The organism is Vreelandella sp. 21 (assembly GCF_050995515.1).
GTDB classification, from domain to species: domain Bacteria; phylum Pseudomonadota; class Gammaproteobacteria; order Pseudomonadales; family Halomonadaceae; genus Vreelandella; species Vreelandella alkaliphila.
Genome location: NZ_CP194673.1, coordinates 392703 through 406029, shown reverse-complemented (window position 1 = coordinate 406029; position 13327 = coordinate 392703). Strand labels below are relative to the sequence as shown.

Annotated in this window: 9 protein-coding genes, 2 tRNA genes and 3 rRNA genes; 4 read left to right on the top strand and 10 right to left on the bottom strand. The window is 52.2% G+C overall.

The genetic code is table 11. The annotated features are described in order from the left end of the window. Positions 1-38: 38 nt before the first annotated feature. Positions 39-590, top strand: coding sequence for a TIGR00730 family Rossman fold protein (locus ACN06F_RS01925; RefSeq protein ID WP_038480803.1), 552 nt, complete (start codon positions 39-41; stop codon positions 588-590). Positions 591-682: 92 nt separating this feature from the next. Here the strand turns inward: ACN06F_RS01925 and ACN06F_RS01920 are convergent, their stop codons facing one another. Together ACN06F_RS01920 and ACN06F_RS01915 are read right to left on the bottom strand one after the other, a co-directional pair. Next, the gene (locus ACN06F_RS01920) at positions 683-1195 is read right to left on the bottom strand and encodes a hypothetical protein (protein WP_095604676.1); all 513 of its coding nucleotides are present in this window, start codon (positions 1193-1195) and stop codon (positions 683-685) included. A gap of 48 nt (positions 1196-1243) precedes the next feature. Next, positions 1244-1738, bottom strand: coding sequence for a tetratricopeptide repeat protein (locus ACN06F_RS01915; protein WP_172419731.1), 495 nt, complete (start codon positions 1736-1738; stop codon positions 1244-1246). Between the two features lie 251 nt (positions 1739-1989). On the opposite strand from ACN06F_RS01915, the gene ACN06F_RS01910 reads away from it, so the two are divergent. Next, positions 1990-3021: an NADP(H)-dependent aldo-keto reductase gene (locus ACN06F_RS01910; RefSeq protein ID WP_433924569.1), complete on the top strand. Its 1032-nt coding sequence runs from the start codon at positions 1990-1992 to the stop codon at positions 3019-3021. A 105-nt stretch (positions 3022-3126) separates the two neighbouring features. Next, positions 3127-3909 (top strand): peroxide stress protein YaaA, encoded by a 783-nt coding sequence (gene yaaA, locus ACN06F_RS01905; RefSeq protein WP_433924568.1) that lies wholly within the window; start codon positions 3127-3129, stop codon positions 3907-3909. Positions 3910-3918: 9 nt separating this feature from the next. Here the strand turns inward: yaaA and ACN06F_RS01900 are convergent, their stop codons facing one another. Further along, positions 3919-4494, bottom strand: a complete 576-nt coding sequence (locus tag ACN06F_RS01900) for an isochorismatase family protein (RefSeq protein WP_231658332.1) — start codon at positions 4492-4494, stop codon at positions 3919-3921. 144 nt (positions 4495-4638) lie between these two features. Between ACN06F_RS01900 and ACN06F_RS01895 the strand changes: the two genes are divergently transcribed. Continuing rightward, on the top strand, positions 4639-5484 hold the full coding sequence (locus ACN06F_RS01895) for a Tim44 domain-containing protein (RefSeq protein WP_433924567.1): 846 nt from the start codon (positions 4639-4641) through the stop codon (positions 5482-5484). 127 nt (positions 5485-5611) lie between these two features. Here ACN06F_RS01895 and ACN06F_RS01890 read toward each other — a convergent pair whose 3' ends face one another. The 7 genes from ACN06F_RS01890 to tyrS all read right to left on the bottom strand — a co-directional run bounded on the left by ACN06F_RS01890 (position 5612) and on the right by tyrS (position 13293). Continuing rightward, positions 5612-5800, bottom strand: coding sequence for a YybS family protein (locus tag ACN06F_RS01890; protein ID WP_231658334.1), 189 nt, complete (start codon positions 5798-5800; stop codon positions 5612-5614). Between the two features lie 468 nt (positions 5801-6268). Further along, positions 6269-6384, bottom strand: a 5S ribosomal RNA gene (gene rrf / locus ACN06F_RS01885). A 128-nt stretch (positions 6385-6512) separates the two neighbouring features. Then, a 23S ribosomal RNA gene (locus ACN06F_RS01880) occupies positions 6513-9405 on the bottom strand. Between the two features lie 229 nt (positions 9406-9634). Then, a tRNA-Ala gene (locus ACN06F_RS01875) sits at positions 9635-9710 on the bottom strand. A 110-nt stretch (positions 9711-9820) separates the two neighbouring features. Further along, positions 9821-9897 (bottom strand) — tRNA-Ile (locus ACN06F_RS01870). Between the two features lie 86 nt (positions 9898-9983). Beyond that, positions 9984-11518: ribosomal RNA gene (locus tag ACN06F_RS01865) — 16S ribosomal RNA — on the bottom strand. The 16S, 23S and 5S rRNA genes sit together here with 2 tRNA genes alongside, the layout of an rRNA operon. A gap of 575 nt (positions 11519-12093) precedes the next feature. Next, a complete protein-coding gene (tyrS, locus tag ACN06F_RS01860) occupies positions 12094-13293 on the bottom strand; it encodes a tyrosine--tRNA ligase (RefSeq protein ID WP_038480780.1) in 1200 nt (399 codons plus the stop codon). Positions 13294-13327 lie beyond the last annotated feature (34 nt).

Genomic DNA, 13327 nt, shown 5'->3' with positions numbered 1-13327 from the left:
CATTTATAAGCAGCTGATCTGTCATAAGGACGCTTACCATGGCACGAATTTGTGTATATCTCGGCTCGCGTGAAGGGAACACACCCGCTTTTCGCCAAGCCGCCAACACGCTTGGCACCGCCATTGCCGACCGCGGGCACACGCTTGTTTATGGCGGTGCACGTATTGGTTTAATGGGGGCACTCGCCAATGCGACGCTGGATGCAGGCGGCAAAGTGATTGGCGTGATGCCAGATCACCTTGTTGAGCGCGAGCAAGCACACTTTGGCTTGACTGAGCTTATACGCGTGCCAAACATGCACGAACGCAAAGCGACCATGGCCGCCAATGCTGACGCTTTTATTGCCCTACCTGGCGGCATAGGCACCTTTGAAGAGCTGTTTGAAATCTGGACCTGGGGATATTTAGGGCTTCACGAAAAACCCATGGGTCTACTCGACACCGATGGCTTTTATGCTCCACTGCTTACCTTTTTGGATAGTACCGTCAGCCACGGCTTTTTGGCCCAAACAACACGCGATATGTTGATGGATGCGCCCACGCCCAACCAACTACTGGCTGCATTAGAAACACAGCTTGATTCAGCGTAAACCGGCTGTATTAAAGAGATATAGTAAAGGCAAGAACTTAAGGGCAGCGTTTAAAACCAATACTTAAGACCCGTCTAAGAACACTCCCAGCATCAGCGCTTAGTGCCTTCAGTTAGCATAAAGGTACGCTGATAAGTAAGTTGTAACAGACGAGCATCGTCACCCGCGCGATGACGGTGTATACCACGTTCAGCGATGACAGCTTCCTTTGTGTTACTCCACAGTGCTTGCTGCTCTTCGCTGAGCAAAATCCGTAATGCTTCTAAACGAAAGCGCGGCAGCATTCCCGCATGGTGAAACAGCAGCGACAACCAGGTGTTATCGTATCCCCAACTATCACTATAGGCTTTGCCTATCTCACGCAGTTCGTCGTTTAACCACTGTGCCACTTGGCGCACAGGGTAGCCTTCTCGCTGTAAGCGATCTCGGGAAATTCCGTGCAAAAGTTCAGCTTTGGAGTCCCAATGCGTCCACTCTTCCAACGGCTGAATGAGAAATGCGCAGCAGCTACCGTCAGCACGAGCAATGCCAACTTCAATAGGATAGCTGCCGCGCCCAAATCCTGACGCTTCAATATCTAGCACTGTAGGTAGCGTCTCGGACACTGATTTCCTCATTCACTGATCTCAGCGGCCAAACCACTGACTTATCTTCTAGGCTGCCGCCATTTCCGTCGTTGACTGACGATCAGCCAAGCATTGCCAATAAGCCGCTTGCTCACCGTCTACTGCCAAGCCTAGCTCACCTAACCGATAGGCGCGCGCTAGTCGCTCTGCGGCCAAATAATGGCCTGATTGGGCAGCTCGGGCATACCACGTCACCGCGTAATCCTCGCGCCGCGGATACTGAACACAGCCATGCTCATGAATTTGCGCTGCTTGATACTGTGATCTTATATCGCCAGCCTGAGCCGCTTCTAACACATAACGCGCGCCACGCGCCTTATCCTGCGGTGACAGGCTGCGATGAAACAGCATGTGACCGTAGATCGACTGTGCGTCCGGATGCCCCGCTTCTGCACAGCGTTTAAACAAGCGCATCGTCAAACGTTGGGTGCGCGGCGAACGCGGCAATAACCAGCGAGTATGAAACAGCTGTTCGGCTAGGCGAAACTCTAACCGGGTAAACAAAGTTGATGCCTGCGGCATGGCAAACCACCCTGCCTATCTGTTGAGATCTTCGGCTAGCCATCGTTCCTGCGATTTGACCGCTAACCATACGATTAACCAGCGCTAGGCTGGTCGATGGGCTGGCAAGCATACGCCTGCCTTTGCGCTTACTCAACCCTATTGATTTGCTGCTTTTGTAGCGCCTCGCTAACATGCCTCTCACGCGCCGTTATTAGCGGCGTTCATCACCGAATATCCTGAGGCAATTTCGCTTCATTGAGGAGACGATAATGCAAACGCGCCCACTGGGTAGAACCGGGATGGAGGTCAGCCGACTTTGTTTAGGCACCATGACCTTCGGCGAACAAAATAGTGAAGCAGAAGCCCACGAGCAGCTTGATCGCGCAGTCGCTTTTGGCATCAACTTTATTGACACCGCTGAAATGTATCCGGTTCCACCAAAGGCTGAAACGCAAGGGCTTACAGAGTCTTATATTGGCAGTTGGCTAAAAGCCCGTAGTGCCAGAGACGATGTCATTATTGCCACCAAAGCCGCAGGCCCTGGCTTAGACCATATTCGTGGTGGTCCAAGAATGACTCGCGACCATCTACATCAGGCTGTTGAAACCAGCCTTGCACGGCTCAACACTGACTATATCGATCTCTATCAATTGCACTGGCCAGACCGCAAAACCAACTTTTTTGGCCAACTGGGCTATGCCCATGAAGAGCAAGAAGACGCAACGCCGCTAGAAGAAACACTCTCAGCACTAAAAGAACTTGTTGATGCCGGAAAAATACGCGCCATAGGCCTTTCTAATGAAACGCCGTGGGGAGTCATGCGTATGCTGCAGTTATCAGAGCAGTTGGGGCTGCCTAGGGTCGCGTCTATTCAAAATCCCTATAACTTGCTTAACCGTACGTTTGAAGTCGGTCTCGCCGAGATCGCCCACCGTGAAGATGTGGGCTTGCTCGCTTACTCGCCACTGGGCTTTGGTGTGCTGTCAGGTAAGTATCTTGATGGTGCGCAGCCACCGAAAGGGCGCTTGACGCTCTATGAGCGGTTTAAACGCTATACCTCGCCAGAAGCAGAAGCTGCAACACAGGCGTACGTTCAACTGGCCAGAGAGCATGACTTGGATCCCGCCCAAATGGCACTGGCATTTGTGAACTCTCGTCGTTTCCTGACCAGCAATATTATTGGCGCCACCACGATGGATCAGCTTGAAAGCAACCTCGACAGCGAGAGCCTTAAGCTGGATGAAGAATTACTCACTACGATCGACGACATCCATCGTCGGATGCCTAACCCCTGCCCCTAATCACGTTTTCACTATCAAACCGATAGCCTCGGCCATCGTCGAGGCTTGGTATAATCGCATCAGTTACTTCTTCCTCTTTTTCTGTCACGGCATAAGGAGCACGCCATGCTGAGCGTTATTTCCCCCGCCAAAACGCTAGACTTTGAAACACCCTCAACAACCGATAAAGTCACCCAGCCCGACTTTCTCGACCATAGCAAACCGTTAATTGAGATTCTGCGCGATTATTCACCACAACAACTCAGCGATCTAATGGGCATCAGCGATAAATTGGCGGGCCTTAACGCTGCCCGCTTCGCTGACTGGCAACCGCCGTTCACCTTGGATAATGCCAAGCCAGCAGTTCAGGCCTTTCAAGGAGATGTCTATACAGGGTTGGAAGCCAACACCTTTAGCGATGACGACAACCTGTTTGCCCAGCACCATCTGCGTATTCTATCCGGGCTATACGGCTTGCTGCGTCCGCTGGACCTGATCCAAGCCTACCGGCTGGAGATGGGCACCAAACTACCCAATGACGCTGGCAAGGACCTTTACGCCTATTGGAAACCAACGTTAACGCAAGCACTTAATAGCGCCATTGAAGAAAGTGGCTCAAACGTGCTGGTCAACCTTGCATCTAACGAATACTTCAAGGCGATCGATACGAAGAAGCTAGGCGCTCGGATCATCACCCCCGTTTTCAAAGACGAGAAAAACGGCTCGTTCAAAATCATTAGTTTTTATGCAAAAAAAGCCCGCGGCTTGATGAGCGCATGGATTATCCAACAACAAATCAACGATCCCGAGCAACTCACTGCTTTTGACGTGGCTGGGTATCGGTTTGATCCTGCGGCCTCTCAAGGAGACACATTAGTGTTCACCCGTAACGAAAGTGCTCGTCCATGAACGCGCTCATTAGAAAAAAGTCACAGCGCGCGGCGAGCGCGGCTTTAGAAAGCGTTGGTGGACATCTTTGAACAGTGCCGTATCACAGCGATATAGCCATTCATAGGCAACCATGTCTGCTGTCACCGCCACCGCTCCGTTAGCACAAGCGCGCTCCCGAGCAAGGCGGGCCTCATCACTGCGACGGCTCGCCGTCGCTTCGCTCAACCAAAACACTTGATACCCCGCTTCTAACAAGCCAAGCGCACTTTGCAAAACGCAGATATGAGCTTCTGTGCCGCAAATGATCACTTGCTTGAGCCCCTGTTCTGCAAGCGCTTCAGCAAACGCTGTCTCTTCCATTGCGCTGAAATGATGCTTTTGCCAAATGCGATGATCGCCTAGTGCATTTAATAACGCAGGGGCAGTACCACCGAGCCTCTCTGGATACTGTTCAGTTAGCCAAACAGGTACTTTTACTGCATTAGCAACACCAGCCAACCAGGTAGCTTCTTCAATCGCTGATTCGCCTCCATCAATCACGGGCAAAAGTCCCGCTTGAAAGTCGACAATTAGTAACAAACTTTGAGCTTGATGTAAGCGCACGTTTTCACCCTCTTTTTGTCGTTATACACAACAACACCTTAACCCGTTTCCCCACTTACACGGTAAACTTGTCACTGCTTATTTCCTATACGCCTCTCCCGAGGTGGATAACCTTAATTCCTGCATCTCTCATGGAGAATCAGAATGTTACGACAGTTTTTTGCCATGTTCCTGGTCAGCGCCATGGGCATAAGTGCCGCTGTTGACTATGCCGAAGCACGACGCTTAGGCGGTGGTAGCAGTATGGGTAGTGTTTCTCGCTCGGCGGATAAGCCCACCAGCACTCCGGCACAACAACAAGCTCAGAGCATTCAGCAACAAGGCCAAGCTACTGCCGCTCGTCGTGGTGGTATGGGCGGCATGGTGGGAGGCCTGCTGGCCGGAGGTTTACTAGCAGCGCTTTTCTTTGGCGGCGCCTTTGATGAGCTGCGCCTTATGGACATATTGCTAATGGCTGGAATTGTTGCCTTAGCAATCTTCGCTTTCCGTGCCTTTATGCGACAACGACGCCCAGCATCGGCCACGGTGGCAGGCTATCAGCGTGAACGCCAGGAGACTCAGCACACACCGAGCAGCTTCACCGCAGCACCTGGCAGTTTGGCGAGCAGCTTACAGAGCACGCCAGCTTGGTTCGATAAAGAGCGCTTTTTGGGCGGTGCCAAAGAGCACTTTATGACGCTGCAACGTGCCTGGGACAATAATGATTTGCCCCAGATTCAAGAGTATGTAACGCCAGAATTTTACAACTTGCTACGTAAAGAGCGTGCCGAGCAGCCTGCCAATAATCGTACCGAGGTGGTACGCCTGTTTGCTGAACTAGGCGATATCAATGAGTACGATGGCTATGCCGAAGCCAGCGTTATTTTCCACGGTATTTTGGAAGAGAACGGCGAGCAAACCGAGTTCAACGAAACATGGCACCTGACTCGCAGTCTGCGCGATCAAGCGCCCTGGTACCTACAGGGTATTGAGCAAAATCCGGGCTCATAGCCATTTAAGACAACAAGCGCAGTACGCCTGATCAGTCAGCATGACTGTCTTAAAACGCAAAACAGCCGCTAAGAAGCGGCTGTTTTTGTATCGGTAGGGTATCGATACACGGCGAAGAGGCGCTCGCTTACTCCTCAGCAGACTCTTCGATATTCTCGCCCATCTCTTCTAGGCTTTCGCCCGCATCTTCCATGCTCTCATCAATATTTTCACCTGCTTCTTCAGCAGGGCCCTGATTATCACAGGCAGCCAGACCGCCCATCATCATGACCATCAGTAGCGCAACCGCAAGCTTCTTCATCAACGGGGTACTCATATCGCCTCTCCTCCTGAGATGCTGCTTGAATGATAGGTATCCGCTCATACTAGTTGCTAGGCAGCACTTCCGCCACCAAGGACCAGTAACTCCCTGTTATTTAATTTATTAAAACGGTTGCTTTAAGGAAGTTCTATGCACTTCTCCGCGCAGCCTTCGTCATTCCCGCAGGCCCTTAGCGGGAATCCATGTTGGCTGAAGTTTCGGGCTGCTGCAGTCCAAGGTCAAGGTGGATTCCCGATAACCCCACTCGGGAATGACGTGCGGTGCACGCTTCAGCAGGTGGCCGCTTTGTGATAGGGGCCAGGGGGTGCTTTTTTCTTCCGCGCAAACAAAAAACCCAGCCGGTTGGCTGGGTTTCTTGTTGAATAAGTGCCTGACGATGATCCGGGCGGCGCTCCGCTACTCTCCAGGGGAGACCCCTAAAAAGCAAAACCCCGACCAAATGGCCGGGGTTTCTCAATAAGTGCCTGACGATGACCTACTCTCGCATGGGGAGACCCCACACTACCATCGGCGCTAAGCGGTTTCACTTCTGAGTTCGGCATGGGATCAGGTGGTTCACGCGTGCTATGGTCGTCAGGCGTAACTGGTCATGTATATCATGCTGAACGTGTCATCGATGTTTTGTGGCGTCTCTCATCTCCTGTCACTGACAGGAAGCGCGTATCCGGTTTTCATTATCACTGCGACCAGACCCCTTGGGTGTTATAGGGTCAAGCCTCACGGGCCATTAGTACACGTTAGCTCAACGCCTTGCAGCGCTTCCACACCGTGCCTATCAACCAGCTGGTCTCGCTGGGCCCTTCAGGAGGCTCTAGGCCTCAGGGATGTCTCATCTTGAAGGGGGCTTCCCGCTTAGATGCTTTCAGCGGTTATCCCGTCCGCACATAGCTACCCGGCAATGCCACTGGCGTGACAACCGGAACACCAGAGGTGCGTCCACTCCGGTCCTCTCGTACTAGGAGCAGCCCTTCTCAAACATCCAACGCCCACGGCAGATAGGGACCGAACTGTCTCACGACGTTCTAAACCCAGCTCGCGTACCACTTTAAATGGCGAACAGCCATACCCTTGGGACCGACTTCAGCCCCAGGATGTGATGAGCCGACATCGAGGTGCCAAACACCGCCGTCGATGTGAACTCTTGGGCGGTATCAGCCTGTTATCCCCGGAGTACCTTTTATCCGTTGAGCGATGGCCCTTCCATACAGAACCACCGGATCACTAGAACCTGCTTTCGCACCTGCTCGACGTGTCTGTCTCGCAGTCAAGCACCCTTATGCTCTTGCACTCACTGCACGATGTCCGACCGTGCTGAGGGTACCTTCGTGCTCCTCCGTTACTCTTTGGGAGGAGACCGCCCCAGTCAAACTACCCACCACACACTGTCCTCGATCCGGATAACGGACCTGAGTGAGAACGCCAATGATGCCAGGCTGGTATTTCAAGGTTGGCTCCCCTCGAACTGGCGTCCGAGATTCAAAGCCTCCCAGCTATCCTACACAGGCAACATCAGCGTCCAGTGTGAAGCTATAGTAAAGGTTCACGGGGTCTTTCCGTCTAGCCGCGGGTACACCGCATCTTCACGGCGATTTCAATTTCACTGAGTCTCGGGTGGAGACAGCGTGGCCATCATTACGCCATTCGTGCAGGTCGGAACTTACCCGACAAGGAATTTCGCTACCTTAGGACCGTTATAGTTACGGCCGCCGTTTACCGGGGCTTCAATCAAGAGCTTCGGACGAATCCTAACACCATCATTTAACCTTCCGGCACCGGGCAGGCGTCACACCCTATACGTCCGCTTGCGCGTTAGCAGAGTGCTGTGTTTTTACTAAACAGTTGCAGCCACCTGGTATCTTCGACCGGTTCGGGCTTAGAGAGCAAGTCTCGTCACCCTACGCCGGCGTGCCTTCTCCCGAAGTTACGGCACCATTTTGCCTAGTTCCTTCACCCGAGTTCTCTCAAGCGCCTTGGGATTCTCACCCTGACCACCTGTGTCGGTTTGGGGTACGGTCGCACATGATCTGAAGCTTAGAGGCTTTTCCTGGAAGCGTGGCATCAATGACTTCCTGACCGTAGTCAGTTCGTTTCGTGTCTCGGCCTTAAGGCATCCCGGATTTACCTAAGATACCAGCCTACTCACTTTCACCAGGACAACCAACGCCTGGCTCACCTAGCCTTCTCCGTCCCCCCATCGCAATCATGTCCGGTACAGGAATATTGACCTGTTTCCCATCGACTACGCCTTTCGGCCTCGCCTTAGGGGCCGACTCACTCTGCTCCGATTAGCGTCGAACAGAAACCCTTGGTCTTCCGGCGAGGGAGTTTTTCACTCCCTTTATCGTTACTCATGTCAGCATTCGCACTCGTGATACCTCCAGCGAACTTCTCAATTCACCTTCATCGGCTTACACGACGCTCCTCTACCGCTCACACATAGTGTGAACCCGTAGCTTCGGTACCTGGTTTAGCCCCGTTACATCTTCCGCGCAGGCCGACTCGACTAGTGAGCTATTACGCTTTCTTTAAAGGATGGCTGCTTCTAAGCCAACCTCCTAGCTGTCTGAGCCTTCCCACATCGTTTCCCACTTAACCAGGATTTCGGGACCTTAGCTGACGGTCTGGGTTGTTTCCCTTTTCACGACGGACGTTAGCACCCGCCGTGTGTCTCCCACGCTTGCACTCACCGGTATTCGGAGTTTGCCTCGGGTTGGTAAGTCGGGATGACCCCCTAGCCGAAACAGTGCTCTACCCCCGGCGGTGATACGTGAGGCGCTACCTAAATAGCTTTCGAGGAGAACCAGCTATCTCCGAGCTTGATTAGCCTTTCACTCCGATCCACAAGTCATCCAAATCTTTTTCAACAGATCCTGGTTCGGGCCTCCAGTTGATGTTACTCAACCTTCACCCTGCTCATGGATAGATCGCTCGGTTTCGGGTCTATATCCAGCGACTGTGTCGCCCAGTTAAGACTCGGTTTCCCTACGGCTCCCCTAAACGGTTAACCTCGCCACTGAATATAAGTCGCTGACCCATTATACAAAAGGTACGCAGTCACAGAACAAGTCTGCTCCTACTGCTTGTACGCACACGGTTTCAGGATCTATTTCACTCCCCTCTCCGGGGTTCTTTTCGCCTTTCCCTCACGGTACTGGTTCACTATCGGTCAGCCAGGAGTATTTAGCCTTGGAGGATGGTCCCCCCGTCTTCAGTCAAGGTTTCTCGTGCCCCGACCTACTCGATTTCACATGATCAGATTTTCGACTACGGGGCTATCACCCACTATGGCCGCGCTTCCCAGCGCATTCGCCTAATCAGTCACATGCTTAAGGGCTGGTCCCCGTTCGCTCGCCGCTACTAGGGGAATCTCGGTTGATTTCTTTTCCTCAGGGTACTTAGATGTTTCAGTTCCCCTGGTTCGCCTCTTACGCCTATATATTCAGCGCAAGATACTCATCTTATGATGAGTGGGTTTCCCCATTCAGAGATGCCCGGGTCACAGGTTGTTTGCCACCTCGCCGAGCCTTATCGCAGGCTTCCACGTCTTTCATCGCCTCTGGCTGCCTAGGCATCCACCGTGTGCGCTTCATTGCTTGACCCTATAACCCGAAGGAGTCTGGTGTCTCGCAATGATAACGATTGCCGGATACGCTTGAGACGTATCACAAAACAATTACGTATAAACGTTTTAAAAAACGTTTATGTCAGCATGATATACATTGTTAAAGAGCGACTGTTCGATGAACAGTGATAAGGCAACGCAATTTCGGCGCTTGTCTTATCAATGGTCACAAAATATCAACAAACGGTTGGTAAAATACAACATAATGGTGGAGCCAAGCGGGATCGAACCGCTGACCTCCTGCGTGCAAGGCAGGCGCTCTCCCAGCTGAGCTATGGCCCCATTTTTTTGCCGACCTAACCTCTTGCCATTAATTTCTGTGAGACAAGGCAAAATGCAACGACGTATAGCCTGCTATACGAGGAGCATTTTAACGCAGTATCACAGAAATTTGGTGGGTCTGGGCAGACTTGAACTGCCGACCTCACCCTTATCAGGGGTGCGCTCTAACCAACTGAGCTACAGACCCAAGAGGGGATCGTGCTTAAACCGTTTGCTCTATTATCTGATCAGGTAATTCATTGTGAGCGCTTACCGCGAGGATGATGCATCGTTTAAGGAGGTGATCCAGCCGCAGGTTCCCCTACGGCTACCTTGTTACGACTTCACCCCAGTCATGAACCACACCGTGGTGATCGCTTTCCCGAAGGTTAAGCTAACCACTTCTGGTGCAGTCCACTCCCATGGTGTGACGGGCGGTGTGTACAAGGCCCGGGAACGTATTCACCGTGACATTCTGATTCACGATTACTAGCGATTCCGACTTCACGGAGTCGAGTTGCAGACTCCGATCCGGACTGAGACCGGCTTTTCGGGATTAGCTGACTCTCGCGAGCTCGCAACCCTTTGTACCGGCCATTGTAGCACGTGTGTAGCCCTACTCGTAAGGGCCATGATGACTTGACGTCGTCCCCACCTTCCTCCGGTTTGTCACCGGCAGTCTCCTTAGAGTTCCCGGCATTACCCGCTGGCAAATAAGGACAAGGGTTGCGCTCGTTACGGGACTTAACCCAACATTTCACAACACGAGCTGACGACAGCCATGCAGCACCTGTCTCTGCGTTCCCGAAGGCACCAAGTGATCTCTCACAAGTTCGCAGGATGTCAAGAGTAGGTAAGGTTCTTCGCGTTGCATCGAATTAAACCACATGCTCCACCGCTTGTGCGGGCCCCCGTCAATTCATTTGAGTTTTAACCTTGCGGCCGTACTCCCCAGGCGGTCGACTTATCGCGTTAACTTCGCCACAAAGTGCGCTAGGCACCCAACGGCTGGTCGACATCGTTTACGGCGTGGACTACCAGGGTATCTAATCCTGTTTGCTACCCACGCTTTCGCACCTCAGTGTCAGTGTCAGTCCAGAAGGCCGCCTTCGCCACTGGTATTCCTCCCGATCTCTACGCATTTCACCGCTACACCGGGAATTCTACCTTCCTCTCCTGCACTCTAGCTTGACAGTTCCGGATGCCGTTCCCAGGTTGAGCCCGGGGCTTTCACAACCGGCTTATCAAGCCACCTACGCGCGCTTTACGCCCAGTAATTCCGATTAACGCTTGCACCCTCCGTATTACCGCGGCTGCTGGCACGGAGTTAGCCGGTGCTTCTTCTGCGAGTGATGTCTTTCCTAATGGGTATTAACCACTAGGCGTTCTTCCTCGCTGAAAGTGCTTTACAACCCGAAGGCCTTCTTCACACACGCGGCATGGCTGGATCAGGCTTTCGCCCATTGTCCAATATTCCCCACTGCTGCCTCCCGTAGGAGTTCGGGCCGTGTCTCAGTCCCGATGTGGCTGATCATCCTCTCAGACCAGCTACGGATCGTTGCCTTGGTGAGCCATTACCTCACCAACTAGCTAATCCGACATAGGCTCATCCAATAGCGGGAGCCGGAGCCCCCTTTCTCCCGTAGGACGTATGCGGTATTAGCCTGGGTTTCCCCAGGTTATCCCCCACTATCGGGCAGATTCCTATGCATTACTCACCCGTCCGCCGCTCGTCAGCGGGTAGCAAGCTACCCCTGTTACCGCTCGACTTGCATGTGTTAGGCCTGCCGCCAGCGTTCAATCTGAGCCATGATCAAACTCTTCAGTTTAAAATCATTGTGATGCTTCCTCGTCACTCGAAAACGTAATGTTTACGAACAACAAAAGCGCATCAAACTTGGCTCAAGGTTCAAACGAATTCATTCAACTATTGTTTAAAAACTTACGTTTAAAAACTGTCGTTCTCATGACCGCTTGCCTTGATATTTGGTGATTTATCACCCTCATCGGCAAGCGCCCACATGAATTACCTGATCAAATTGTTAAAGAGCTGTTTTCACTGCTGAACTTCCGAAGAAGTAACTGGCTAGCCGATGAACTGGCTTGCCTCAGCGAGGAAGGCGTATTCTACGCATTTCCTAGTGTTTGTCAATCACTGTTTTGAGTGAGTGAAGCGAGTGAGCGAAGAAAGCGAGATAACGTTGCTTTCTGGCGCGGCTCGTTTCAAAAAGCGTTGGAAGACATCGCAGTATATTGCTGATGAGTTCTTCTAACTCTCTGACAAACCGAAGGTTTTCACCTTCAATTACCGCTGGCAACGCTGTGCGTCCCCGGCAGCGGATGCGTACTTTACGGATTCGCTGCCGTCTTGGCAAGTGGTTTTTTGAGAAAGTTATCGAAAAAGTTAGGTAAGCGTCACACGAGCATAACGTTTCTTACCTGCCTGGATAACGTAGGCGCTACCCGTAGCCAACATCGTGTCTTGGGCAACAACATCCCCATCGACTTTCACACTACCGTTTTTCAACATGTCTTTGGCTTGCGCACTGTTCTTAGTGAGACCAGAGCGATTGAGTACTGCCGCGATAGGCGCCTGCTCATTACCTTCGAAATCTACTTCTACTTCAGGTAGGTCTTCCGGCAACTCACCTTCCGCTAGCTGATTACCCGCCGACTTGTGTGCATTAGCGGCAGCTTCGTCTCCGTGGTAACGGGCAATAAGCTCACGGGCTAGCTCCATTTTCACGTCACGCGGATTAGCCCCCGCCTCAACGTTCTGCTTGAGCGCATCGATCTCTTCGTTGGATTTCAAAGAGAGCAGCTCAAAGTAACGCCACATTAAACTATCGGGCATAGACACTAGCTTATTGAACATGGAGCCCGGCGCTTCATCGACACCAACATAGTTGCCCAACGACTTGGACATTTTCTGCACGCCGTCCAGACCTTCGAGCAGTGGCATGGTGATCACGACCTGAGGCTCTTGGCCGAAGTGCTTTTGAATTTCGCGGCCCATTAGCAGGTTAAATTTCTGATCGGTCCCTCCTAACTCAACATCTGCCTCGAGCGCTACTGAGTCGTAGCCTTGGACGAGCGGGTAGAGAAACTCGTGGATCGCGATAGATTGGTTAGCTTTATAACGCTTTTCAAAATCATCACGCTCAAGCATCCGTGCGACCGTGCTTTGCGCTGCCAACTCAATCATTTTAGCGGCGCTTAACTCACCAAACCATTCGGCATTAAAGCGCACCTCAGTCTTTTCGGGATCGAGGATTTTAAATACCTGCTCTTTATAGGTTTCGGCATTGGCTTTTACATCGGCCTCGGTGAGCGGTTTACGAGTAATGTTTTTGCCAGTGGGATCACCGATACGACCTGTGAAGTCCCCGATCAGGAAAATAACGGTGTGCCCGAGATCCTGGAACTGGCGCATTTTCGTCAGCAGCACACTATGCCCAAGGTGCAAATCAGGTGCTGTCGGGTCAAACCCTGCTTTAATACGCAGCTTACGGCCAGACGCCAGCTTTTTCTTCAGCTCATCCTCTACCAGGATTTCATGCGTGCCTCGCGACAGTAGCGCTAACGCCTGATCCACCTCACTCATTGCCTCTCTCTCCATGTAATATGTGCCATATAGG